27 protein-coding genes are annotated in these 26,669 nt (G+C 30.4%); 9 read left to right on the top strand and 18 right to left on the bottom strand.

The window, feature by feature from the left end; all coding sequences use genetic code 11:
• The first annotated feature begins 490 nt into the window (after positions 1–490).
• The 6 genes from RTY06_RS15520 (at position 491) to RTY06_RS15495 (ending at position 4,048) form a co-directional block, all read left to right on the top strand.
• On the top strand, positions 491–1,096 hold the full coding sequence (locus RTY06_RS15520) for a recombinase family protein (RefSeq protein ID WP_312825880.1): 606 nt from the start codon (positions 491–493) through the stop codon (positions 1,094–1,096).
• Between the two features lie 59 nt (positions 1,097–1,155).
• Complete coding sequence (locus RTY06_RS15515; protein WP_034978744.1) at positions 1,156–1,404, top strand: hypothetical protein; 249 nt, start codon at positions 1,156–1,158, stop codon at positions 1,402–1,404.
• Complete coding sequence (locus tag RTY06_RS15510) at positions 1,404–1,673, top strand: type II toxin-antitoxin system RelE family toxin (RefSeq protein ID WP_034978741.1); 270 nt, start codon at positions 1,404–1,406, stop codon at positions 1,671–1,673. Before RTY06_RS15515 ends, RTY06_RS15510 begins: the two co-directional genes overlap by 1 nt.
• Positions 1,674–2,214: 541 nt before the next feature.
• The gene (locus RTY06_RS15505; protein WP_312825879.1) at positions 2,215–2,610 is read left to right on the top strand and encodes a plasmid mobilization protein; all 396 of its coding nucleotides are present in this window, start codon (positions 2,215–2,217) and stop codon (positions 2,608–2,610) included.
• On the top strand, positions 2,601–3,449 hold the full coding sequence (locus tag RTY06_RS15500; protein ID WP_312825878.1) for a relaxase/mobilization nuclease domain-containing protein: 849 nt from the start codon (positions 2,601–2,603) through the stop codon (positions 3,447–3,449). Before RTY06_RS15505 ends, RTY06_RS15500 begins: the two co-directional genes overlap by 10 nt.
• A 14-nt stretch (positions 3,450–3,463) precedes the next feature.
• Complete coding sequence (locus tag RTY06_RS15495) at positions 3,464–4,048, top strand: hypothetical protein (RefSeq protein ID WP_312825877.1); 585 nt, start codon at positions 3,464–3,466, stop codon at positions 4,046–4,048.
• A 144-nt stretch (positions 4,049–4,192) separates the two neighbouring features.
• Here the strand turns inward: RTY06_RS15495 and RTY06_RS15490 are convergent, their stop codons facing one another.
• The 18 genes from RTY06_RS15490 to RTY06_RS15405 form a co-directional block, all read right to left on the bottom strand.
• Positions 4,193–4,945, bottom strand: a complete 753-nt coding sequence (locus tag RTY06_RS15490) for a polysaccharide biosynthesis/export family protein (RefSeq protein WP_312825876.1) — start codon at positions 4,943–4,945, stop codon at positions 4,193–4,195.
• A 54-nt stretch (positions 4,946–4,999) separates the two neighbouring features.
• Complete coding sequence (locus RTY06_RS15485) at positions 5,000–5,761, bottom strand: glycosyltransferase family 2 protein (protein WP_312825875.1); 762 nt, start codon at positions 5,759–5,761, stop codon at positions 5,000–5,002.
• A complete protein-coding gene (locus RTY06_RS15480; protein ID WP_312825874.1) occupies positions 5,758–6,213 on the bottom strand; it encodes a VanZ family protein in 456 nt (151 codons plus the stop codon). Before RTY06_RS15480 ends, RTY06_RS15485 begins: the two co-directional genes overlap by 4 nt.
• A 44-nt stretch (positions 6,214–6,257) precedes the next feature.
• Positions 6,258–7,424, bottom strand: a complete 1,167-nt coding sequence (locus RTY06_RS15475; RefSeq protein WP_312825873.1) for a nucleotide sugar dehydrogenase — start codon at positions 7,422–7,424, stop codon at positions 6,258–6,260.
• 55 nt (positions 7,425–7,479) lie between these two features.
• Positions 7,480–7,884: a VanZ family protein gene (locus tag RTY06_RS15470; protein ID WP_312825872.1), complete on the bottom strand. Its 405-nt coding sequence runs from the start codon at positions 7,882–7,884 to the stop codon at positions 7,480–7,482.
• Between the two features lie 67 nt (positions 7,885–7,951).
• Entirely contained in the window at positions 7,952–8,509 is a 558-nt protein-coding gene (locus RTY06_RS15465; protein WP_312825871.1) for a WcaF family extracellular polysaccharide biosynthesis acetyltransferase, read from the bottom strand.
• Positions 8,510–8,616: 107 nt separating this feature from the next.
• Positions 8,617–10,488 (bottom strand): right-handed parallel beta-helix repeat-containing protein, encoded by a 1,872-nt coding sequence (locus RTY06_RS15460; RefSeq protein ID WP_312825870.1) that lies wholly within the window; start codon positions 10,486–10,488, stop codon positions 8,617–8,619.
• A complete protein-coding gene (locus tag RTY06_RS15455) occupies positions 10,481–11,059 on the bottom strand; it encodes a CatB-related O-acetyltransferase (RefSeq protein ID WP_312825869.1) in 579 nt (192 codons plus the stop codon). The genes RTY06_RS15460 and RTY06_RS15455 overlap by 8 nt, the downstream gene beginning before the upstream one ends.
• A 4-nt stretch (positions 11,060–11,063) precedes the next feature.
• Positions 11,064–12,224: a glycosyltransferase family 4 protein gene (locus RTY06_RS15450; RefSeq protein ID WP_312825868.1), complete on the bottom strand. Its 1,161-nt coding sequence runs from the start codon at positions 12,222–12,224 to the stop codon at positions 11,064–11,066.
• A gap of 5 nt (positions 12,225–12,229) precedes the next feature.
• Positions 12,230–13,276 (bottom strand): EpsG family protein, encoded by a 1,047-nt coding sequence (locus RTY06_RS15445; RefSeq protein WP_312825867.1) that lies wholly within the window; start codon positions 13,274–13,276, stop codon positions 12,230–12,232.
• Between the two features lie 9 nt (positions 13,277–13,285).
• Entirely contained in the window at positions 13,286–14,368 is a 1,083-nt protein-coding gene (locus RTY06_RS15440; RefSeq protein WP_312825866.1) for a polysaccharide pyruvyl transferase family protein, read from the bottom strand.
• A 5-nt stretch (positions 14,369–14,373) separates the two neighbouring features.
• Positions 14,374–15,585, bottom strand: a complete 1,212-nt coding sequence (locus tag RTY06_RS15435) for a glycosyltransferase (protein WP_312825865.1) — start codon at positions 15,583–15,585, stop codon at positions 14,374–14,376.
• 4 nt (positions 15,586–15,589) lie between these two features.
• Entirely contained in the window at positions 15,590–16,570 is a 981-nt protein-coding gene (locus tag RTY06_RS15430; RefSeq protein ID WP_312825864.1) for a polysaccharide pyruvyl transferase family protein, read from the bottom strand.
• Positions 16,558–17,964: a polysaccharide biosynthesis C-terminal domain-containing protein gene (locus RTY06_RS15425; protein ID WP_312825863.1), complete on the bottom strand. Its 1,407-nt coding sequence runs from the start codon at positions 17,962–17,964 to the stop codon at positions 16,558–16,560. The genes RTY06_RS15430 and RTY06_RS15425 overlap by 13 nt, the downstream gene beginning before the upstream one ends.
• Before the next feature lie 10 nt (positions 17,965–17,974).
• Positions 17,975–19,102, bottom strand: a complete 1,128-nt coding sequence (gene gmd / locus RTY06_RS15420) for a GDP-mannose 4,6-dehydratase (RefSeq protein ID WP_312825862.1) — start codon at positions 19,100–19,102, stop codon at positions 17,975–17,977.
• Positions 19,103–19,121: 19 nt separating this feature from the next.
• Positions 19,122–20,072: a GDP-L-fucose synthase gene (locus RTY06_RS15415; RefSeq protein ID WP_312825881.1), complete on the bottom strand. Its 951-nt coding sequence runs from the start codon at positions 20,070–20,072 to the stop codon at positions 19,122–19,124.
• Between the two features lie 62 nt (positions 20,073–20,134).
• A complete protein-coding gene (locus RTY06_RS15410) occupies positions 20,135–22,516 on the bottom strand; it encodes a polysaccharide biosynthesis tyrosine autokinase (RefSeq protein WP_312825861.1) in 2,382 nt (793 codons plus the stop codon).
• A gap of 5 nt (positions 22,517–22,521) precedes the next feature.
• Positions 22,522–23,886 carry an exopolysaccharide biosynthesis polyprenyl glycosylphosphotransferase gene (locus RTY06_RS15405; protein ID WP_312825860.1) on the bottom strand — a complete coding sequence of 455 codons (1,365 nt, stop codon included), beginning with the start codon at positions 23,884–23,886 and terminating at the stop codon, positions 22,522–22,524.
• Positions 23,887–24,233: 347 nt separating this feature from the next.
• On the opposite strand from RTY06_RS15405, the gene RTY06_RS15400 reads away from it, so the two are divergent.
• From RTY06_RS15400 to RTY06_RS15390, 3 genes are all read left to right on the top strand, one after another.
• Positions 24,234–24,821, top strand: coding sequence for a ParA family protein (locus RTY06_RS15400; RefSeq protein ID WP_312825859.1), 588 nt, complete (start codon positions 24,234–24,236; stop codon positions 24,819–24,821).
• Between the two features lie 71 nt (positions 24,822–24,892).
• Entirely contained in the window at positions 24,893–25,120 is a 228-nt protein-coding gene (locus RTY06_RS15395) for a hypothetical protein (RefSeq protein WP_034978754.1), read from the top strand.
• 332 nt (positions 25,121–25,452) lie between these two features.
• A complete protein-coding gene (locus RTY06_RS15390; RefSeq protein WP_312825858.1) occupies positions 25,453–26,562 on the top strand; it encodes a replication initiation protein in 1,110 nt (369 codons plus the stop codon).
• The last annotated feature ends 107 nt before the right edge of the window (positions 26,563–26,669 follow it).

The following is a 26,669-nucleotide window of genomic DNA, read 5'->3' as shown; positions in this document are numbered from 1 at the left end:
ACCTACATAGTTAGCGGAATGACCTACATAGTTAGCGGAATGACCTACATAGTTAACATGCTTTTTTAGGTTTTACCCCCGGAATGACCTACATAGTTAAATTGAAATCCCCGGAATGACCTACATAGTAAAAGCCGTTTTCCCCGGAATGACCTACATAGTTAGCCCGGAATGACCTACATAGTAGCATACTCTAAGCTCCCATGAATAAAGGCTTTGCGCAACCCTAAAAAACTATGTATTTAAAAACATTTGTTTATTTAAAAAACAAATGTTTTATAGTCGGAAAAAACATCCATTGTGGATAACTTTTTTTTGAAAAAAGAAAAAGTTGCGCTAAAAAGAAAAAAGTATAAAAAACGGTGAATTATTGAGATTTTATAAAGTGGTCGAATTAGACCACTTATCTTTTTGATTTATTTTCTCAAAAACTCGTATCATTAAACAAAGTTTCATAAATTTACTTTTTATGAGTTTAATGTAACAACATATGAAATTTGGATATGCAAGAGTGTCAACCAAAGACCAAAATTTAAATTTGCAAATTGAAGCTTTGGAAAAGGCAGGTTGCGAAAAAATATTTAATGAAAAAATATCGGGTTCAACTAAGAATCGTCCAGAACTTGATAAAATGATAGCCCATTTAAGAAAAGATGACGTATTATTTGTTTGGAGATTAGACCGTCTTGGAAGAAGTTTAAAAAATATTATTGACCTTGTTTTAAGTTTGAGTGAAAAAGGTGTTGTTATAAAAGGCATTTCTGATGGTGTCGATACATCTACATCTAGTGGAAGACTTTTTCTCAATATAATGGCTTCTTTGGCTGAGTACGAAAGAGAGTTAATAAAAGAGAGGACAAATGCAGGTTTGCAATCTGCAAGAGCAAGAGGGAGAACAGGCGGACGACCAAAAGGATATACAAAAGAAACTATTTCTAAACTTTTAATTATGCGTTCGGTATATAAAGACAAATCTAAAACACCCGAAGAAGTTTATAAACCACTTGGATTAACAAGAGCTACATTTTACAGGTATGCTAAAATTCTTGATAATCACACAAACGAAGAAATCAAAAAAATGTCAATAAATAAGTAAAAAATATATTGTGTATATTATATACATTATGTATATTTGAATAAATAAATATTATTACAATGCGAAAAAATATTGATATAGAAGAAAGCGTACTTACAAAACTTAAAATTCTATCTGCGTTCGAAGAATTAAGTGTTAAATCTCTTATGGAAAAAGCGGTTTCTTTTTATGTTGAATACAAAGAAAATGAAAAGTTGAAATCTTTGTCAGAAGAAGATAGAGAAGATATAGGATTGCTTTTGCTAATGCAACAATCAGATAGAACAGACATTGTAAGTAGAGAAGAAGTAATGAACGAATTAGGGTAATGGAAGTGATTTTTTTGCGAAGTTTCCTAACAGACATTAAAAAGCTAAATGATAAAAAATTGAAATTAAAAATAAAGGAATTTATTATTGAGCTTGAAAACTCTCAAACATTAGAAGATGTTGGAAATATAAAAAAAATGAAAGGGTTCTCTACTGCTTTCAGATGGAGAACTGGAGACTATCGTCTAGGTTTTTACAAAAATGAAAATTCAATTGAATTATCAAGATTTTTAAAAAGAAGTGATATATATAAAGTTTTCCCTAAATAAATAATTTCAACAAACGATTATTTTTTAGAAAAGTTCTATGCACTATTTTTTGACTTTTTTCTTTTATAAAAATTAAACGAATAAGAATTTTATAAGCTATCCAACCGCCTAAAAAATCAATAAAAAAAAATCAATTTAATCTACTCTTATAAAAAAAAATAAAATAAAGCCGTTTCATTTCATTTCACTCTTTATATATTTTTTTCCTTTCCAATTGGTTGAAAGGCTTTCTTTTTTTTCTTTTCAATAATCCTTTCCTTTCCAAATTTTCAACAACTAGCATATAAAAAACTTTCCAAATTTCTTTGTAATAGTAAGTAACATTACAAAGAAATTTGCAAGAATGAAAAAAAATCGTAAATTTAAGAAAAAAAAAGGGTTAACGTAATAAGGTCAAGTAGTGGGAAATGCAGACAAAAACCCATTTCATGTGCTTTTATCCGCTTTCCCCTACTTGCTTTTTTCCCTTTGGTCAAAAAGAATAAAGAGCCTTTCGGCTCTTCCCATTGAAAAAATTATAGACAGAGAAAACAAATTCACTATGGATGATTTTTATAAAAAGTTGCAAGAAAAATTAGAAGCAGAAGCCAAGAAAAAAAAATCCGTTGAGTATGGAAAATTAGGAGGTCGCCCAAAGAAAGAAATTAGAAAAACCGAGCGCATCACTTTAAGATTTACGCCCGAAGAAATGCAAACAATAATTTCAAAATCGGAAGAAAAAAAATTAAACACTACAGATTATTGCAGGTTGATTTTGAATGAAAAAACACTTCCGAATTTTGAACAGAATAAAATTTTAATTGAGTACGCCAACAATTTTTCCCGAATTTCCAATTATATGAAAATGGGAATTTTCAACGAAAATGAGAAAGGAGAATTAATAAAAGAAATCAAAAATTTGATTTCAGAATTGAGAGAAAAAATACAATGGTTATAGAAGCAAAATCCATTTCGGGAAGTTCCCGAGGACTAAAATATCAATCCGATGACAAAGGTCAATCGGTTGAGATTTTGCGTAATGGATTGATAGGAGATGAGCCAAAAGATTGGCACAAACAAATGAGAGCCGTAGAAAACCAAAACACAAGAACGGAGCAAAAGCGTTTGTCCGTTGTGATAGCACCCAGTAAAGAAGTTTCTCATACTTTAAAAGAAAAAGATTGGGAAAAATTAGCTGAAAGTTATTTGGAAAAGCAGGGAATCGACAAGGATAACCATCAATATATAGGGCATTTCCATAATTCTACAGATGATAAACATTTACACCTTACGGTTAGCCGAATCAATTTTGAGGGAAAGAACGCTATCAATGACAGTCATATAGGACGTAGGTCGGGAAGTATAGCTGATAGAATAGCGAAAGAGAACGGTTGGAGAACCGCCAAAGAAATATCTGCAGGAAAAAAATTAGAGATAGGAAACGCTTTGCGTTCCGAACTGTCGACCGCTAAAAATTTAGAAGATTTAAGCTATAAAATGAGAGCTAAAGGTTTTCATATTCAGTTATCAAAAAATGAAGCTAAGGGCGTTTACGGAATGAGAATTTCGAAGCTAGAAGATATAAATAGAGACCCAAGTGTTAGGGTTTCCAAGATGGTTCCGGGTTATAAGCTTTCAGAAATTGAAAAAACGGTAGGATTAAAAGCCAAATTTTCTATTGGAGATATTAAAGAATCGTTTATTAGAAATAATCTTAATCCGATTGAACAGAGAATAATAAAACAGGAGCAGAACCAAGATCAAAGTCAAGAGAAAAAGAGAACATTTCGAAGATAAAAAAATACGATAAGATGGAAAACAAAAGCATTACTGAAATCATTTCCGAATTTACCGAACAGAGTAAAGCCGTAGCTAAAAAAAGCGAAGAACTGACGGAGACAACAGATAGAATAAAGGAATATTTAAACAGTTTCCACTATGATGTAATAGAACAAAAGAAAATAACTGCGGAGAATCAAGAAAACCTATTGAAAGCAGTTCAGATTTTCACACATCATTTAGAAAATACGCAGGTAAAAACCGAATTGAAAACAGATGATAAAAAATCCATCTTATCCCTTCAGAAAAATTTAAAAATTTTCAATTGGTCGCTTTATGGATTTTTAGGATTGGGATTTATGAGTCTTATTATGTTTTCTCTGTCTATCATTTTTGCACTTAAGTTTTATAAAGTATCTCTCCAAACGAAACAGGAAGTTAGGGAAGAAATAGCTTTAGAAATGAAGAAAAATGGAGAAAGAATATATAGAGAAGCACAAGTTTCAGAATTGGAAAGTGATATGAAAATAGTAAAGGAGTTTATCAAAGAAAACCCAACGGCTGGAAAGGAATTATTAAAATATAGAGCAGATATAATTAAGAAAAAAGGGAATTAATAAGCCTGAAACTCGTAGCAATTGAATGTTAATTCTTGAAAACATATAACACAAAAAACCGCCAAAAATAGGCGGTTTGATATTTTGTTATTAATGGGAAATAATTAGCTTTTAAGTTTAAATTACCAATTAAAATGTAACAAATTAGTTACGGAATACCAATGCAAGAATAGTTACAATAATTGATGCCATACTTAGATATAGAGACGCATTTGGATTTAGTCTGCTTTGTCTTCTTACGGTTTCATTAGCACTTACATAGATGACATCATTTTGCTTCATATAGTAGTATGGGGAATTAATAAAATCTGAACGAGTGATATCTACCCTATTTTTGGTAATTTTTCCATTTTCGTTTCTTACAACTAGAATATTATCCCTTAAACCATATTTCGTAAGATCTCCTGCAAGTCCTAGAGCACTGAGTAGGTTGGATTGATTATCAACAATAGTATATGTCCCAGGTTTATTGACTTCTCCTAAAACAGTAACTTTGTAGTTTAAAGTTCTAAGGCTTACGACCGGATTATAAATATATTTGGTTAAACTTTTGGTAAGTTCTTGTTCAAACATTTCTAAAGTTTTTCCTTCTGTACTAATCTTTCCAATTACAGGAAATGAGATTGTATGATCTGTTTTTACAATATATGTTGGGATTTGGCCAGTAGTTGTTCTTTGTATCTGGTTACTACTTGGGGCTGTATTATTAATATTTTCAAGCTGTATAAGATTTTGATTGAATGGGGCTACAGCTTCCATTTCTTCTGCAGTTATCCAAATTCCCAATTGATCACCTGGTTGGATGATTTGAGAGGAGTTCTTAACAGATGCTTGAGTTGCAATATCATCCGCATCCCCCATATAAATCAGATTGGATTTTGGAGCACAGTTGAACATGAATAATAGTATAGCATAGTAAATTACAATCTGTGTTTTTCTCATAAACTTTTTTTATTTGTATCTTTTTATTTTAGGAAGTATATATTGTGGGAGCTTTCTAGCAATTTTTGAAAAAGCAGTAAAATAACCTAAAAGTCCGTATTCCTTTATAATTCTTATATCTTCGTCAGTTTTTTTCTTTTGTTGTTTCATGGAGGTACTTTTACCACCTAAACGCATTTTGACTATCCAATCATTCAAAAATTCTTTTTTTAATAAATCGTTGGAGAACCAACGTAAAGAAATCTCATAGTCTGATGCGATTTGAAAATCTTCTCTATATAAGCCGTAATTTTCAAAAACTTCTTTTTTTGCAAAGATAGTAGTATGGAGAGGAATCCAACCATATTTGAGATATTTCTTTTTAAATGGTTTGGCTTTATAGATTCTTTTCACATTTTTTATATCCTTTTCATCCACATATTGTCCGTTTGCATAGATAATGTCTGCATTAGTTTTTTCAAAAGCCTCTGCAATTTTGCTTAAGGTTTTTTCATTATAGAAAATATCATCAGAATGCAAAAGACCGATAATATCACCGGTACAATTTTGAATACCTTTATTAAGCGCATTATACATACCTGAATCTTTTTCGGATACGAAATAAGCCAACTCATTTTTGTATTGGCTGATGATTTTTACAGAACCATCCTTAGATGCGCCATCTATCACTACCAATTCTTTATTGGCATAATCCTGCGAAAGCGTACTTTCTATCGCAGAAGCAATTGTTTTCTCCCTGTTATAACAGGTGGTAATGACTGATATTTTCATGATTTATTAAATTGTAAAACTAATTTTAAAATTACCTTAAAGAGCAGAATCCCTACAATGCCACCTATAAAATTTAACAAGACATCTCCGGCATCTGAAACACCTTTGTTGAAGACATATTGCAAGATTTCTATCAAAACTGAAGTTATAAAAATCATCAATATTGTTTTGATAAGAGAAAACTGACGTCCCAATACGAAGTAGATCACAAAAGGCAAAGGAATAAACATCAGAATATTTCCCCAAAAGTTTTCTAGAAAGCTAAAACGTTCAGCCTTGGTCATCTCGTGAATTTTTGCATATGTAGTCCAATCATCGAACATCGACCAATTGGCTAAAGCTCTGTAATCATGAGGTTCCTTTCTTCGCCTTGCAAAGAAAGTTACATAGATGACCAAACCAATATATACTAATGAAGTAACAGCGTACCCTATCCTAAAAACCTTTTTCAACTACTTTCTATTTTGAACCGCTCATTAACTTCGCTCCTTCTTTGTTAATCTTTGCCAAACAAATCCCGAGTATACACTTTATCTATAACATCTGATAATTCCGAAGATTGACGATTGGAAATTATAATATCAGAGTCTTGCTTGAATTCGGATAAGCTTTTATAAATTTTAGAATTAAAAAAAGTATCTTCCTTCATAACTGGTTCGTAAACAATTACATCAACGCCTTTTGCTTTTAAGCGTTTCATAATTCCTTGTATAGCGGATGCTCTAAAATTATCGGAACCCTCCTTCATAATTAAACGATATACGCCTACAGTCTTTGGATTTTTGGATAGAATAGAATCTGCTATAAAATCTTTACGTGTTCTGTTGGCATCTACAATAGCCCTAATAAGATTATTTGGAACATCATTGTAATTAGCCAATAGTTGCTTAGTATCTTTTGGGAGACAATAGCCTCCATAACCAAAAGAAGGATTGTTATAATGATTACCAATACGAGGATCTAATCCTATACCACTTATAATCTGTTGACTGTCTAAATTATGAATCTGAGCATAACTATCTAACTCATTGAAATAAGCAACACGCATTGCCAAGTAAGTATTAGAAAATAATTTTATAGCTTCTGCTTCAGAAGAATTTGTAAAAAGAGTAGGAACATCTTTTTTTATAGCGCCTTCTTGTAGAAGTGCAGCAAATTGTTTTGCACGCTCACTTATCTCACCAACGATGATGCGAGAAGGATAAAGATTGTCATACAATGATTTGCCTTCTCGTAAAAACTCTGGAGAGAATATGATATTATCTGTTTTATACTTATTTTTAGTCTCTGTAATAAACCCAACAGGAACGGTTGATTTTATTACCATTATAGCCTTAGGATTATAATTTATCACATCTTTGATCACAGACTCAACAGAACTGGTGTTGAAATAGTTTTCTTTTGGATCATAATCTGTAGGGGTTGCAATAATAATAAAATCTGCAGAGGAATAAGCTTTTTCCTTATCGGTAGTGGCTGTTAGGTCAAGCTTATGATTTTGAAAGTAATCAGAAATTTCTTTATCCTCAATAGGAGATTGACGATTGTTGATCATTTCTACTTTTTCTGGAATAATATCCAAAGCAACTACTTCATTGTGTTGCGCTAAAAGAACTGCATTGGATAAGCCGACATATCCTGTTCCAACAATTGTTATTTTCATTTTAGTAAAATTCTTTTTTGTTATTAGTCTTATAATGTATAATTTTTTGTAAACCTTATTGAACTATTTTCCATGCTTTAAATTTTATAGTTTTAAAGAATAGTAAGCCAATTAAGCCTCCTACAAAATTGAGTAAAATATCATTAATATCAAAAACGCCTAAATTAAACTCATATTGTAAGATTTCTATGAAAACTGATGTAAAGAGTAGAACTAATGCCATGACAAAAGTCTTAACTTCTTTATCAAAGAGTAAAAATACAACAAAAACCATCGGTATAAACATTAGAAGGTTACCAATTATATTTTCAAGGTATGAATATTTTTGCAAATAAGTCATTTTGCTAAAACTCTTGATAGAAATCCATTCATAAAAAAAAATTAAATTGGACTTGCTACAATAATCTTTATGATAAAATCTTCTTTTTGTAAAAAATGTAGCATACACTAGCAGAAACAAACAAATAAATTAAGGGAATTACTTTTTTCAATAAAAACTTAATAAATATGGGCATTTAAAAAAGAGATTATAAGGTAATGTTTCTTTCTCTAATTTTAATCGCTGGATTGCCTTGGTAAATACCGTTTTTTTCTAACTCTTTGGTGGCTACACTATTAACTGTTAGGATGGCATTTTCTAAGCAAATAATACCTGGACAAACTACAGATTTGGCACCTATCCAAACACCGTCTTTGATGATGATAGGTGCATTTTTATAATCAAAGCTTGATTTTTTGTAGTCATGATTACCAGTCAGCAACAAAGCATCTTGAGAGATACATACATCATTACCAATTGTTACAAAATCTAGATTATCTATCCAGCAATTTTCTCCCAACCATACGTCATTTCCAATCTCTAATTTCCAAGGGAATTTTATATTAACATTATTTTTTATTACTAATCCAGATCCTATTTTGGCTCCAAAGAGTTTTAGAAAAAAAATTTTGATACCCATAAAAGGATTCCAAGAAGCCTTAACAATCAGGGCATTGATGAAAAACCACACTATGATTTTTAGTGATCCAGCACCTTTGTCGAAATTATCAGCTCTAAATGTTGAAAGCTTCATTGTTGTTTGCATGGTGTATTATTTTAAAAATTAAAACTTAAAATTTTGATTTTTAGCAAACATATAATATTATGGTAAAAAACAAAATAATAATCAGTTGAAAAAAGATAATATAATTACTATTTTTCTGAAAAAATAGATGAAAAAGGGCTAATCGTCATTCTTTTGGAAGATTTAAGAGTGATTTCTTTTGTATTATTAGTGTTGTTTACAAAATAATCCATTTTTGGGAGAATCTCAAACTTATTATTTTTTTCTTGAAATCCATTAAAAATAAGATTTACGTCCTTAATTTGATTATATCTCATATTTCTTAAGACTGGTTTTATTTTGAAATTGGAGTAAAAATGATTTGAAGAAAAGTTTCCAACCAAATTTTGGTTTTTGTTATTTCTATCAATTACTTCGCTTACAAGATAGATATGGGATTCTTTATCTTTGGTATATAAGCAATTGTTATCGGAAATAGCTATATTTTTAAAAACTCTGTGTTTTGCAATGTGTATATCAGCAATATTAGAATCAATAAATTTATTATTACGGACTTCAATATTTCCTAAAGAGTAATTAATAAATAATGCATTTGCATTGATGTTGATTGTTGTGTTGTTTAGAACTTTCACATCATGTGAACCAACATCTAAATATATTCCATTTGCTAAGTTTCGATCTAATCCAGTTCCATCTAGATTGCCAACTGTATTTGATATAATATTGTTTTTAATTACAGTACCTCCGACATCATTTATATTATTATTAATATAGATTCCCCCAGAATCATTTAACAATAAACTAACATTATCTATAACATTATATTGGATTAAATTATTTTTTCCCGCCGAAACAATGCCAGAATACCCTGTGTTTTTAATTATGTTTTTTTCTATTTTGGAGTTGTTAGAATTGCAATCTATCCCAATAAAAGCTTTTTGTTTAGCGTTATCCAAGTCACCAATGTTTTCTATTTTATTGTTGGAAATAACTATTTCATTATTCGAAGCGTCGGTATAAATTCCACTCCAAGAAATTTTATTGATTTTAGAATTGTAAAGTTGAACTAATCTAGATGTTTTAGCCTGAACGCCGTTACCAAAACTATTGGAAATACTGATATTGTTAATATAAATATTCTGAGATTTTATAATATCAAGAGCAGCATAATTAACGTTTTCAAAATTTATACTTTCTATTTTGAAATTTTTACAATCATTGAACCTAAACAAATAATTCTCTTTTACGTATGAAATCTTCCAGTTTTTGGGATTATCTTGTGTAAATAAAAATATTTTTCTTTTTTGGTTATCGTAATACCAATTTCCATCGGTTTTAAGAAAATTGCGATTGTTTAGTAAAAAAAATCCGTAAATATTAGATAAATCATATTTTTGAAAAGCTTCTTTAGGGATGACAAGATTTTTTTTATCATCTATATAAACGTTTTTTATCTTTAAACTTCTATAGTTTTTTGTTCTCAATACTACATCTATATTGGTCAGGTTTTTTATATTTTTACTTTTAAACTCGCTTGACTCAAGTAAGTTGGTATCTACCTTTTCTACCATGAAATAAGTGTTTTTTTGACTTTTTAAACTTGCCAATGCAAGTGATTTATTGTCAGAAAAAATATATTTTATTTCATTTGAAATTAGATCATCAATATTATGGCTCCATATGTTTTCTCCTTCATTAAGCCATTCAGATGGATTTAATAACAATTCGCCAGATATGGTAGGATTACTATTGTTTTTACCATAAGCACCGATATAAATATTATCTATATGAGAGAAATCTATTTGACCTTTGAAATTATCTCCTCGGTTGAATAAAATAGAATCTCCTTTTGATATATTTATTTTTTTTAAATTGGCTAGTGGTTGATCTTCAGACAAACCACTATTACTCTCTTTACCACGGGAAGAGGATATATAATAAGTTTTTGAAAAAAATAAATTAATACAGCAGATAAAAAAAACTATAAGTGTTTTACGCATTTTCATAAGTTATTGGTTTATTCCTTACATTTTTTAAAAGATCACCATTCAACATTTTTGAGTGAATTTGTTCATCAGACTCACTTTCAAATCTTTTTTTCAAAAATTTAGCCGGAACCCCACCATAAATAGAATATTCGGCAACATCTTTTGTAACTACAGATCCCGCTGCAATAATTGAACCATCTCCAATTGTAATTCCCGTTAAAATAATAGAGTTTGCACCTATCCAAACATCTCTTCCTATTTGAGTTTTTCGTAATTTAGGCCTGCCAGAGAAAGTTGAGGGAACTCCAACAATATTGAAGTTATGATCATCGCCAATTATTTGAACATTTTGGGCAATCATAGTGTATCTTCCTATTGAAACTCCAGGATATATAAAACAATTGGGGCCAACATAAGAAAATTCTCCCGCAACAAAGTCTTTACTAATTTTTGAATGCCCTCCAATATTGAAAGTAGGATGGACATTTTTCAGACCATAGATATATCTAATTTTAAGACTTTTATATTTTCTATAAAGACTTGCTACTTTATCATTATTTTTAATTTTTGAAAGTAAACTCATAATATTAACTTAAGGCTTCTTCTAAAACTTTTCTTTGAAACTTTGGATTATAATATTTATCTATAATATTAAAACAGCTTTCTATAACATCTTTGCTTTTCTTTGGGTGTTTAGTAAACCAATTCTCAATTGATTTTGCAAGACTTTCCACATTCAGATATTCATATAAATCTCCGGTTTTCCCTTGAATTATTGCTTCTACTTCAGGCATTTGTACATTCAGATTATCGTGTGATATGACAGGTGTTCCATAAGACATGGCATGCATTGCTGTGAGTCCAACTTCACCAGGAGTTACACAGAGATCAGAGTACATCAGTAATTCAGAATTTAATTTTTCATCATAGATTGCTCCTAAAAAATTAACATTTTTGGATAAACTTAAAGAATCTGTTTGTTGCTCTAAATTAATTCGCTCTTCACCATCTCCAATTATTAATAGGTTAAAGATATCCTTATTATGCCTTTTTTTTAGTATATTCTGAGCTTCTAAAAGCATGTCAATCCTTTTAACTGAATTTAGTCTACCTATAAATATTATGGTTGGTAATAGCTCATTATCAAAATACTTTTTGCGATATATTTCTATATTAGCTAAGTCTAAAAGACTTCTATAACTTAAAGATGTTTCATAATCTAAAGAATTATAGATAACATGCATTTTATTATTTGCTTTCACTTTATGCTTCTTTAAGATTTCTAAAGAACGATTTCCATAAAGAAAAAAACCATTGGCTATTTTATAAAAAACATTAAGTTTTATCCAATCAATTTTAGTTGGTTTATCTTTATAAACGCCATGCATCCAGTAATAAACCTGTTTACCTTTTAATCTTGCTAATATTGCTGCTAGCCAAGTGCTTAAATGATATGGGCTCCCTAAAAAAATAAAAACATCAAAATCTGACTTCAAAACCTGGTTTAATAATCCCTTTTGCCACAGAAATTGTTTGTTTTTAATCCAAATATTTTCTAAAAATTTCCATTTTAATCCACCTTTATTTATAGGAATTTTGGCATATTCATCGGGTACTTTTTTAATATTAATTTCGCTTGTATTTCCAGAGATCAAGGTGAAGTCTATAATGTCAGATTTCATGAGTTCGTGAAATATTGGTAATCTATACAAGGCTATATAATGATAAATGATCGCTGCTTTTTTCATACTTTCTAAAATATACTTTCATAAGGGATAATGCCTCCTCTGTTCGTAAATAAATTATATAAAAAATAAATTAATCCATAAAAAATAACTAAATTTTTCACTAATAATTTTTCTTTTTTATTTTTAAAACTGTATATAAGGTGAATTAATAAAACAATTTCTAAAGGATATAAATAAAGTACAAATCTACTAAATAGGGATTCTGCGATGAACAGATTAGCAGATATTAGATTTAGAAAAACTAAATTCTTCAAAAAATCAAATTTAGAATTCTTTAAATAGTAGAAGAATAAAATGCATGCGATATTCTTAGGTAAAATAAATAAGTATGTATTAAGTCTATTGATTTGAACACCCTCATTATATTCTGCGTAGTGTGCATATTTTTCAAAAGGTAAAAATGAAATGACATATCTAAAAGAACTATCGAAACCAACCAGCCCTGCTACAAATGTTACGCCTAAGATTATGATAACCCATTTAGTTTTAATGTTTTTTAATATTTTACTTAAAACTATAAATGGCAATACAAGTAATGACGAATAATGAATTAAAACATTGATTACATAGGTTATTGATGCTTTTATATAAGTATTTCTGTTAAAAAAATAGATTGCCCAAACAAAAATAGAAATAGAAAGACTTTGCTTTATTAAACTAAAGGATAAATTATAATTATAAAACAAATAAAAAAGAATAATTGCCAGCAAGGGATCTGGGGTCATTTTCTTCATGAACAAAACAATTGGAATAATTGTAAAACATGCTACAATAAATAATAAAAACACCCAATTGTCGTAGGTTTCTATAACAAAAAAATTTAAAAGTACCCAGCCTATATCCCATTTAAAAAGTGATGATACTATCCCTAATTCCCTTAACTCAACTAAAAATCCATATTTATAACCAAGATGATCAATACCAACAGTCTCGGCTCTTAGAAAGCTTATTAAAACTAAAATAGCACTAGTTACAATTAAAAACGATTTTCCGTTTTTTCGTATTGCATAGAAAAAAATCAAAAGAAAAAAAATGCCAATGTAAAAAAACATATTGGATTTTTATTGATTAAAAATATTGTGAAGTATATTTTGAAAATATTCTTTTTGAGTTGAATTTACATTTTTTATATGGTCAATTAGATTCAACTCATTTTTTTCAAATTGCTCCAAATCATTTTTTGTAATATTTGAATATAGAAAATCACTCATGTTTACAGAATCAAAAATGTTATTAATCTTATTAGTATTAGTTTGATTGAATGTAAGTGAGAAAGGCACACAATTATGTAGCTGACCGAGTAACAAGACATGAAGTCTATTACTTAACACAAGTTTCTTATCTAAATAGAAGGTTTTTTCTTTCCACGTTAAAACTTCATTTCGAAAAGAGGTATTTTCACCTTTATATTTATCAAATAAATATTTATTAAAATCGCGGTCTCTCTCTACTTGATAAAAAATTTCGATATCTATCCCTTTTTCTGAAAAATAATTAATAAAAATATCTACTGATTTTTCAATTTGTTGATTCACATCTTTACCTAAATCTCTAAAAGAAATCCCAACTTTATCCCTTTTTGTCTCGTTACCAACATTAACATCCTTAGTATTTAATACATAACATAAATCGGGAGAATAGGCCGCTTTTGTTATTTGTAAATCCTTAAGTATTGACTCATTTTTTTTGCTCCTTACAAAAATTCCGCTTAAATTGTTATTATACTTTTTAATCATTTTTTTATCAAAATCTGATTCTAGCATATAATCATTACCAATTAAGAACGACTTTATCCCTTTCCATTTTAAGACGCTGAAAATATAATTGAAAATAAAAGCATGCATTTTTTGTTTTGAAGTTTTGAACCCCCCAAAAGGACCTGGACTTTTAAAAAAATAATCAAAATCAAGTTTTCTAAAAGGAAGGACTAATAAGCCTTTTCCTTTTAGACTAAAATCGCTTATGTCTTTAAGCTCAAATACATTAGGATTATCTAATAACACATTTTTAAAATTTGAAGGAACGCCTTTTGTATCCAAATAAACTCTTCCCTTTTTTGCTAATTCATCTACCAAACATTTATTTATTAACAAATCACCCATATTATCATACTGGGTTGCTACAAGATACAATATATTCTTCATTTGCGTTATATTTTAGAAATTAAATTTAGAAATTCATTATAATTAAGTTTAGCATTATAATTTTTATCCCAAAAACATTTTACTTTTTCTCTACTAAAATTTTCATTGGTTAGAATTTCATTGATGGCATTTATTACATCTTCTTCTTTTGGATTACTAGTTAAAAGAATACCGGTTTTATTTGTAATAACAATTTCCCCAGTGCCTCCAACATTTGTTGCAATAGCTGGTATCCCAAATGATTGAGCTTCCATTATTGAAACAGGAATCCCTTCCGAATTACTTAGATTTATAAATAGACTTACCGGATTATTCCCATAATATTCATAAATTTTTGAATTGTGTACAGCTCCGTTTAAATTAATAGTAAGGTTGGGTAAAACTGGTATTTTGGATTTAATCAAGGGTAATTCAACGCCATCCCCAAAATGAGTCCAAACAACATTTTTACCAGGGTGTTTGGATGCATAAGCAACAATACAATCTGCAATTAAGCCTACTCTTTTCATAGGATCAACACGAGATACAGAAACAATGTTTAAACTTTCAGAACTAGGATGAGGAGCTATTTTATTTTTATCAAAAACGCCTAATTTCGACACACAAACCTTGTCTAAAATCTTGTATTTTTCTTCCAAGAATTTTTTTCCATTCTCAGAGATTGAAAAAACCTGGTCAATTTTACTTAATACATCTTTCCGATAAGGCCAAAACTCTGGTGTGGCAGGCATTCCTTCGTAAATATCATATCTATGTGCTCTGGAAATGATTTTATAAGATCCAGAGTTGCTTTGCCGAATATCAATTAGTCCTTTTACAGCTTCTGCAAACCAATAGGTGTAAAGAATATCATCATCGGAAAAATTAAATGACTTAAAAAAGTGTTTATAAATTACAACGTTGGTAGAAAAGTGGAAAATATGTTTAATAGATTTTATACCCTTTAACTTATCTTTATGATCCCACAATGCTCTCCAGAAAAAAGAACTAAAAATGGTTAATAAAATTCTCTTTTTCTTATTTTGAAATTCTTTAGAAAAATTTTTATCAATTTTTACGTTGTCTGGAATTTGTCTTATTTCATCCCCAACTTGCGTGGGAATAATAATAACTTCATTAAAATTTTCAGCTAAAAAAGCAATCTCAGATTCTAAAAAAGCCTCTGTTTTAAAGTAGGGGAATCTCCTTGTGAATAAAAATAACCTTTTAGTCGTCATCTATTTATTTTTCATTTATAAAGCCTTCGCAAGATCTAATTAGATTAGCAGCATATTCTTTATGTGTTTCTTTATTCTTAGGAAAATTTTTAAAATCTATTTTTTCATGTAAATTAAAATTTCTAGTAATTTTTCCTTCTTTTGAAATGTCTATTCTATTAAAAAAATCAATTAGACCTTCAAAGCGACTATTAAATCTGTCTCCAAAACCTTCAAATCCACCGTTTAAAAAGATTACTGGAGTACCCATCGCTAGGCAAGGTAAAGCGCAGTGAATTCTCGACGTAACAACAAATTTTGCATTACATAGTCTTTGTAAATATTCGTCTGCGATCTGAAAATTGTTTTCTACAGTAGTTTCAGGAATTATTTGTGTTACAAATTTTGCTTTTTTTAGAAAGTTCTTAGAAAATTGTGTTTTAAAAATTTTCTCCCGTAATTTAAATTCGAAAAATCTTCTTCTCTTTAAGCGACTTAGTAATTTCTGAGGCGTTTTAAACATTTCACCCAAAGTAAAATAATGAAATAGAGGATCGATAAACAAAATTTCATCGGTAACATTTTCTTCCTTCCTAATGTATGTTTTTCCTAATGTTAATGTTAAACATCCAGAAAAGTATGCATCTACACCGTGTTTTTGTAATAAATTAGCAGTTGCCTTATCTCTACAGCCTATTGGTTGATGTTGTTTAAAATAGTTAATACTTTCCGGTCTAGTCATACCATCATACACTGAGGAATTTATATGCATCGATACAAATAATGGATCAATACTTTTTGAAGGTGGCCAATTGTCAGCATTATGCATGTACCAACCATTCATAATCATTTTTATATCCTCTCCCTTGTATGTATTTAATTCTTCACGATCTCGATAAACATCTACGGTTGGTAAGTATTGTTTTGCAGCAATTGCTTGGACATAGTCACCAACGTTGGTTTGTTTACGAGAACACCCCATTAAACCATATTTTATTTTCTCCATTTTGAATCTATTTTAGATTTTATAATATTTAAATAATTGTAATTGTAGTAAAAAAAGATAATTATTGATAAAGCCAATGATATTGGAAATACAAATTTGTTTTCTAATTTTAAAAGTGATACGATAATCATATACAAAAATGTCATTGTAATCAATAAAGTAGTTGGAAATTTAATTGTTAAAAATTTTTTTATATGTATTGCCCTATAGAGAAATAACACAAAGTATCCCAATAAAATAGCCCAACTAACACCATATAGCCCATACGGTTTTACTAAAAAAAATGATATAATGACTGTTACAAGTCCACCAATTATTGATGAATAAAAGATCCCTTTAGTTTTTTTTGCTCTTAAATAGCCTGCTCCATAAAATCCAGAAATAGCTTGAAAAAATACTGCAAACAATAAAATTGGAATGTATTTCCAACTTTCATAGTATTCACTTGAAACAAAATTCATTATGAATTTCGAACAAGCTCCTAAAATTATAACTATACCAAGTATAAGTTTTATATATTTTTTCAAGACTGAATTAAAGATCGTAACACTCTCATTATCGTCTATTGTCCTTATTGCTTTTTCTTGCCATGCCAATGTGAAAACACTGGTTACCACTAAGATGATTGTAGGAACCTTATATGATATTGCAAATAATCCGTTGAATTCCTTTCCTAGATAAGCTAAAATCATATAGCGCGTTGATGCACTAATAAACCACCAACTTAAAGTATTAGGTAATAGTGGTAGTGAGTAATTACTCATCGATTTTAATAATGCAAAATTTGGTTTTATTGGTTTTAAGTATCGTCCCCAACCATTTTGAATTAGCAATCGTATTATAGTTATAAATAAAGCTATAATATTTGCTAGTAAAACACCTTCTATTGAGCTTTTAAAAAAATATAATGACACAAAAGTTAACATTACATAGAAAAACGAATAAAAAATGCTGATTGTTGCATATAATTTATTTTTCCCAAGCCCTCTAGTACCTTGCAAAATTGTTGGGTACAGTATCATATTAATTGAGTAAACGTAAATAAGTCCTCTATAATTCCATGAAAAAAATAAACTTGAAATCCAATATATGATCGTGTACAATAAAATGTTTATAAATAACAAATTAAATGTGTTAGCAAATATTTCATCTTTTTTATTCTCAAAATCTGGATCCAGTAACCATCTTAGTAATGAATTATCAATTAATAAGCTTACACAAGGAACTATAAATGATACAGATGTTAGGATTAAATCATATTCTCCTATTTCTTCTTTAGAAAGAAAGTAGGTCATAAAAAAAACTAATATGAATGATAGGATTTTTGAAGAAAAATTTCCTATCATGTAAATAACAGCTAGGTAGCCTAAACTATTGTTTTTCTTTTCTGCCAAAATTAAATATTTATTCTTCTTGTTTTAAAATTTCATGACCTGCGTTGAGTAAATCTAAATCTTTTTTCATTAATCTGATATCACTTTCCATCATATCTTTTACGAGTCCTTCTAAATCATATTCTGGAATCCATCCTAGTTTTTCTTTTGCTTTAGTCGGATCACCAATTAATAGGTCTACTTCTGTTGGTCTAAAATAGGATGGATCAACGCTTAGAATTTCGGAACCTATTTTAATCTGATATTCTGGATTATTGCAAGCTTTTACGAAGGCTTTTTCATCGATTCCCTCGCCTACAAAATCTAACTCTATCCCTACTTCATGGAACGCCATTTTAACAAAATCTCTTACGGTAGTGGTTACTCCTGTAGCGATAACCCAATCTTCTGGTTTTTCCGCTTGAAGAATCATCCACATCATTCTCACATAATCTTTTGCGTGTCCCCAGTCTCTTTTTGCTTCTAGATTTCCTAAGTATAATTTGTCTTGTAATCCCAAAGCAATTTTAGCAACAGCTCTAGTAATTTTTCTGGTAACAAAGGTTTCTCCTCTTCTTGGAGATTCGTGATTAAATAAGATGCCATTACATGCAAACATGTCGTAAGCTTCTCGGTAATTTTTAGTTATCCAAAATCCATATATCTTAGCAACACCATAAGGCGATCTTGGGTAGAATGGTGTGTTTTCATCATAAAAACCTCTTTCGTTTTTGTTCTCAACCATTCCTCCGTACAATTCAGAGGTAGACGCCTGGTAAATTCTTGTTTTCTTTTCAAGACCTAGTAAACGAACAGCTTCTAATATTCTTAGTGTCCCTATTCCATCAACATTTGCAACGTATTCAGGTGTGTCAAATGAAACTTTGACGTGACTCATTGCTCCTAGATTATAAATCTCGTCTGGTTGAGTTTCTTGGATGATTCTTGTCAAATTCATAGAATCTGTCAAATCCCCAAAATGTAATTTTAGACGTTGATCTGGGTTATGAGGATCTTGGTATAAATGATCGATTCTATCGGTGTTAAATAAAGAAGATCTTCTTTTAATACCGTGAACCATATAACCTTTGGATAATAAAAGCTCTGCTAAGTAAGATCCATCTTGCCCTGTGATACCTGTTATAAGTGCTACTTTCATTTTTTTTGTTTTTTCTTAGTTATAGTTTTACTTCTTTATAATTCTCTATGTTTTCCAAAAACCAATTATAAGTTTTTCGAATACCATCTTCTAATTCAACCCGATGTTTCCATCCCAAATCATGCATCTTGGATATATCCATTAGTTTTCTTGGAGTTCCATCTGGCTTAGAACTATCCCATTCTATTTCTCCTTGATGCCCTGTCACCTTTTGAATTAATTCTGCAAGGTCTTTTATTGTTAAATCGGTTCCTGTTCCAACATTATACAAATGCTCAGGAAGTTCATTATCTAGAGCAAAAACAACAGCTTCTGCTAAGTCGTCTACAAATAAAAACTCTCTTAGAGGAGTTCCAGAACCCCATAAAACGACATTAGCATTGTTGTTTTCTTTCGCTTCATGGAATTTTCTAATCATCGCAGGAAGTACGTGGGATGATTTTAAATCAAAATTGTCATGAGTCCCATATAGATTAGTAGGCATCATGCTTACATAATCTTTACCAAACTGCTTACGAATAGCTTGACAAGTTTTTACGCCTGTAATTTTTGCAATAGCATACCATTCATTAGTTGGTTCAAGAGAATCGGTTAATAGATAATCTTCTTTTAGAGGCTGTGGAGCAAACTTTGGATAGATGCATGAACTACCTAAAAAGATGAATTTTTTAACATCAACTTTAAGAGATCCATCAATTAAATTATTTTGAATTTGAATGTTTTCCATCAAAAATTGATAAGGAAAATCGTTGTTGGCCAAGATACCTCCCACTTTTGCTGCTGCATCAATGATAATTTCTGGTTTTTCAGCTTCCAAAAACTCTAAGACATCTTGTTGATTTCTTAGATCCAATTCTTTGCTAGTTTTGCCTATCAGATTAGTATAGCCTTGTTTTTCTAGAGTTCTCCAGATGGCACTTCCTACCATTCCTCTGTGTCCAGCGATGTATATTTTAGCGTTTTTATTAATCATTGGGTTTATAATATAAAAGTTGAGTTTTATTTTTTATAATCAGAGTTTTCTCTCCGAGGTTATGATTTGAAAAATTTTTCCCACCATTTTTTCTTCACTTCTTCTTCTGTCTCATAATAGCCATACTGAGAATAATATCCACTGTTGTAACTATCGTATTTTTCAGGGATAAAGTCATTAATCACCAGATTCATTCTAGGTAGCTTGTTTGTTCGGTAGATTTCATTGGCCATCTCTACTTGTTTAAGGTTAGTATAATTAACCCTCACGGAGTAAAGTGAAATATCACAATAGTTACTAATGATTTGGTAATCTGTAACTACAGTAGGAGGGCAGTCTATTACAATAAAGTCAAAACGCTCTCTCAAAAGATTAAACATTTCTTCACATTCTTTAGACATCAATAGCTCCGAAGGATTTGGAGGTATAGGACCACTAGGCATTACTTTTAAATTACTAAAGCCATCTAAGTCATAGATAACTTCGTCCAAGGTTGCATCATTGATAGCATAGTTCGTAAAGCCTTTTTTATTGGCTAAGCCAAGTTCACTAGCTAGTTTTGGTTTTCTAAGATCCATCCCTATAAGCAGTACTTTCACTTGTTTGTTGGCTGCCAATGTAGCCGCAAGGTTTATGGAAATAAAGGTTTTACCCTCTCCCGGCATAGATGAAGTTAACATCAGACAAGTGCCTTTATCCTTATTTTGATAAAAATGAAGATTGGTACGCAGTATTCTAAATTGTTCTGCCAAAGGACTTCTAGGATTGTTTTTCACTTCAAAAATAGCAGTGCCCTCTTGATGTCCAATTTCTCCGATAATAGGAATTTTGTTGTGGTTATTAAGTTCTTTTTTCGTTTTAAGTTTAAGGTTTGATTTTTGTCTAATAAAATAGACTAAGAAAGGCAAAATAGCTCCCAATAACATCCCAATGGATAAAATAATAATACCTCTGGGTGCTACAGGTTTATCGGAAACTCTAGCATAATCAATAACTCTGGTATTGGATAGTGTAGAAGATTTACCCAATTCTGTCTCTTCTCTTTTTTTCAAAAGGAAAAGGTATAACTCTTGTTTAATAGCCTGTTGACGAGATATGTCTAGAAATTGTCTTTCTTGTAAAGGCATCTGCCGAACTTTGCTCAGATTTTGATTTGCTTCTGATCTTAGTTGTCCCGCTACGGTTGCATAAGAACGACGTGTAGTGGAAATACTTCCTAAAAGTTCATTACGGAGACTAGAAAGTTGACTATTGAGGCTCTTAACCAACGGATTTTCGGGTGTTGCACTTTTAGCCAATTTTTCCTTCTGTACTACCAATAGATTGTATTGATTTATGATACCCGATAATGACGCGTCTTGCGTCAATAAGCTTGCAGGAATTACATGGGTGTTGCCAGAACGGAGGTGGTTCTCCAAAGAAGTGATAACATTGAGCTGAACTTCGGCATCCAAAGATTTTTGGGAGTTATCTTTATAAATATCAAGAAGCAATTTGACTTGGTCATCAATATTGGTAAGATCATTTTTTTGTTTAAAATTTTGAATTGCAACTTCTACGTCTTGTAATTCTCCCTCTACATCTCGTAAACGATCATTTATAAAGAAAAGAGTGCTATCGTTTATACTATTGTTGTCTTTTACTCCTTCTCTGATATAAGTGTCTATAAGTTTATTCATCACCATCTTTCCCCTAGCCGGATTAGGCGATTTCATTTCCAATGTGATAATACTAGTATTTTTATTTGGAATACTAGGCGTAATAGCTTGGCTGTAATTCTCTACGGTTTGAGAAGGCTTTTGAACCTCCAATGACCATTCTCCATCGGGGGTAACTTGTGTAGATTTTTTTTCAAAAACTAAGACTCCGAAATCAAATGAAGTAGGTTTGTTTTCGCTTACAAAAATCTTTTTATCTTCATTAATATACCAAAGTTTACCATCTTTGGTGAAAAGATTATAGTTATAACTTAGATTATCATCAAAAGCATTGTTTTTATAAGAGATTATTTTTACATCCCAAGGAGTTTGATAAGTTTTTTTTTCTTTGGAATTGAAAAATTGATTTTTCTTAATCTTAACATTCAGTTGTAAATCATTAACTACCTTATCTAATATACTGTATGTGGTGATGATTTCTAATTCGTTATCTACGGAGCTGGCACCACTAAATAAACCCATTTCTTTGAACATATCAGCCCCAGCCATCGCTCCAGAAGCTTTACCTTGGTCATCTTTAATCAAGATTTTTGAATTGATAACATATTGAGGTTCTTGTGATTTGTAATAAAACCAAGCCAGTACTACACCAATAAATCCACAAATGATAATATAAGGTAATAGTTTTTTGACGATGTGAACAATTTCTGCGAATGAAATAGAATTCTCCGATTCTCCCCTTTCAAAATCATCCCAGTCGTTTTCTTTTGTTGTGTTTTTCATTATAATTAATAAGCTTGTTTATCTCCTTTTACAATATTATAAACAGTCAAAAATATGATTTTAATATCAAGTATTAAAGACCAATTGTGGATATACCAAATATCTTTTTCTATTCTATCCTCCATATCTTGCAAACTCCTTATCTCTCCCCTGCTACCCATTACTTGTGCCCATCCACTAATACCGGGTTTTACAAAATGTCTAATCATGTATTTTTTCACAAGATCAGAATAAGTTTCAGTTTGAGAAAGCATGTGAGGACGAGGGCCTATGATAGACATATCTCCAATAAAAACATTGATAAATTGTGGTAACTCATCTATACTCGTTTTTCTTAACCATGCCCCTGTTTTAGTAATTCTGGAGTCACTCTTGGAAGCCGATTTGAAATCTGATTCTGAGTTGACTTTCATACTTCTGAATTTAAAACAATTAAATTCTTTATTGAGGTAGCCGGATCTTTTTTGTTTAAAAAATATAGGCCCAGGATTTTCCAAATATATTAACAAACCAATGAGAGGAATCAGCCAAGATAAAATAAAAACAATAACAAGAAAGGAAACTATAACATCAAAAATTCGTTTTACTATTCTATTACTTACCTCTTCCAAGGGTTCTGACATCGACTTTATAATAGGAACTCCGTTGAAGGTAACTAACTGAGAAACTCGTAAATCTAAACCATTTAAATCTGGGATAATATAGATTCTCACCATGTGTCTTGCTGCTGCTTTTATGAGGTGGTCAAAATCAATATGTTCTAAAGCATTGTCACAAATAATGACGTTTCTGAAATTTCTAATTTGAAAAAGCCTTTGAACGGAGTCATATCTGTTTTCTGTAATCTCGTTAAGTTGCTTTGCATCTATATTATAGGTTCCCCAGATATTCATGGTTTCTAAAAAGTCAACATTCTTCAGGTTGGCAGAAAAATTATTGCTTCCAACCACCACGGTATTAAATTTTTTTGAGCCTTTTTTTCGGATTTTTCTACGATATAAAAATATCAAAATCCTTCCTCCCAGCATCATGACAGAAGTTAAGACCACAAATTGGAAAAAAGGAACGAAAAATGGCTCCGAGAAAACGAAGCGAGTACCTTGATCTGCTGCAAACCGAACAAAGGTTACGAAGAAAAAAAGAATTAATCCTTTGATTAAAAAATAATACTGTTTTTCCGAGCTCTTCGTTAGGATCTTTTCGTATAAGTGAAGTAGTTTTGAAATAATTATCCACCAGATATTAAATAAAAATAAAAATAAACCCAGCTTCCTTTCAGAAGAGAATATAAATCCTAAATTTAAAATTAAAAAGACATTGATACTCAAAAAATCAAGAGTAATCAAAGAGGCTCGTAGAATCCAAATCATTTATAATGTTGTGTTTTTTTAATACAAACGAGTATCCACAAAGAATAATTGTTGTACCTCATGGTTATTTTAGTTTTAGTTTATGCAGACAAAAGTAAGTTTTTTTTTATGAAAAATGGAATATACTAGTCCTTACCCAATATTAAATAAGGGTTAATTTTTATGACATTGGTCTTTTGGGCATAGCTGTGTAAATATGACAGGGGGAATTTTAATTAGTGAAAACTTTATCAAAATAAAATGCAATGAATAACGATTGAGTTTATGTGTTTGTATAAATATATAAATATATATTTGGATAAATATGTAAATACATATTTGTATATTTGTGTAATTGTATAAAATAAATGGCTAAAATAATTTTAAGTACTCATCAAAAAGGAGGCGTAGGGAAATCTACTCTTACGTTTAATTTGGCAGCTAATCTCAGAACAAACGCAAAAGTTTGCATCGTGGATATGGATTCCCAAGGATCTCTGCTTAATATCCGAGAGTTATCAGAAGTTCCTATTTTTTCTTCTAATGATTTGAATAGCGTAATTAATTCGGATTATGATTTTATCTTTATAGATACTCCACCCTATTTGTCGGATAATTTGGAGCAGTTGTGTAATTTGTCTGACATTATTATCATTCCAACCAAAGCAGGTATTTTGGACTTATTAGCAATCAAATCTACTATTCAAATTATAAAAGAGAGCAATAATCAGGATAAAGCAATTATTGTTTTCAACATGGTTAAGCCAAATACAACTTTGACAGAGGAGATAAAAAATCAATTAGTAGATTATGATATTAAGGTCTCTCGGAAAATGCTTTCAGACTTGGTGGCTTTTTCTCGTTCGGTTGTACTGAATGGTGTGGAAGAAAATGCGAACGCGCAAAGACAAATAGATAATCTTACAAAAGAAATATTAACAATAGTGGCAAAATAGAATTTATACAAATATATATTTATTTAAATGTGTATTTGTATATTTGTATAATTATACATTTATATAAAACAATGAGTAAATTAGATTTATCTGCCTTAATCGGCAAGGCAAAAGAAACCAATATGACGAGCCCAGTTCAAAAGGTTGTGCCTGTAAAAAATAAAATAAAAGAGACCCCTTTCAATGTTCATTTTCCAGATGATGTATTAAAAAGTCTCAAGATGTTATCTGTAGAAAAAGGAACAACAATGAAAAATTTGATTGTAACAGCGGTTCAGGAAAAGTATTTTAATAAATAAAAAAGGGAAAATCCAAAAGATTCTCCCCAAACATAAAATATGTTTTTTCCTATCCCAAAGGTAAGGATTTTTTAAAATATGAAAAAGACAGAAAGCCAAGGTTTTTTTTGTGTGGTCTATTTCTCGGATACCAAAAAAACATGTTTTTACCATAAGGTTTGGAAACCTAAAAATCTAGCTTCCCAATTGCAAAATTGGCTGTGGATAAAATGCTTTATTAAGAAAGAAGATTATTTCAGCGATACGAAGGCTAATAGGTACTATAGGATCTTCGATAAAAATAATCCGGTAGAGAACTTCACTTATCAAATTTTCAGCGGAAAACAAGCACTATGACAAAGCGAGCAGGTAATTATTTAATACAATCCAATTATTTCACAAAAAGTGTTTTGAGAGATGCATCCGAAATGCAGAAAGAAATACTGTATTATTTACAAAGCGAAATCGATTTCCACGATCCTAATGCAACAGGTAGTGTGGTTTTTAATTTCGAAAAATTCTTGAAATATAAAAACATAAAAGACAAAAAGAATACATACTCACCATCAGAATTTTTTTACATCATCAATGGGCTTAGAAACATTAATGGGGTATTCTATAACAAACCCGCAAAGAAAACCGTTTTTTTTAACCTAGTAGACAGTGTAGAAATTAATGATGAAGACACCAATGAGTTTACCATCCGTTTTGCCAACTTTGGGAAAGTCTTCTTTTTCGAAAAATTTGCTTTAGAATATGTAGAAAGCTCCAAGGTTCCCTATACACAAATAGAGAAAAATATTATAGACCTCAAAGGAGATAAAAGAAAAAAGTTTTTTGAACTCCTTTCCCAATACAAAGAAACAGGCGTTTTTAGAGTTTCTATTGAAGAATTTAAAATGCTTTTAGGCTTTATAGAGTATACAAACACCAACGGTAATCAAGACGATATTGCAACCAAACAGATGCAGCTAGAACTTCTCTTCAACGAAGAAACAGCCCCGATTGATGTAGAAAGAGTAGAATATCTAAAAGTATGGAGCGAATTTAAAAGGGTTTTCTTGGATCCTGCCGTAGAAGAAATTAATAAAAATTCTAAACTAGACATCGATAATCTTATCTATATCCCCAAAAAAACAGGACGGAAGATTACGGCCATAGAATTCAGATTTAAAAAAAGAATACGCAAAGAATCATTGTCTGAAGAAGAAATCAAAACGATGAATTACTTTGTTGCTTACGGCATGAGTGAATCTCAAGCCCTCTTTTTACTCCAAAGGCTTGGATATACAGAGATGTATAGAAGATTAAATCAAATGATCACCTTTAACAGCCAATATGACAATAAAGATTCTCCACTCTACAGAAGAAATGTTTGGTTTGAAAATATTTCCAGTAATGAAATAAAAAACTTAGGAGGATTTTTTTACGAAAAAATGTTCCCAGAATTGAAAAACGAATAAAACATTTCCGGAATGACCTACATAGTTAACATGTTTTTTTAGGTTTTACCCCCGGAATGACCTACATAGTTAGCGGAATGACCTACATAGTTAGCGGAATGACCTAC

The organism is Epilithonimonas sp., from assembly GCF_032055105.1.
Classification (GTDB): domain Bacteria; phylum Bacteroidota; class Bacteroidia; order Flavobacteriales; family Weeksellaceae; genus Epilithonimonas.
The sequence above is the reverse complement of the archived record's forward strand: the minus strand, read 5'-3'. Positions and strand labels throughout refer to the sequence as shown.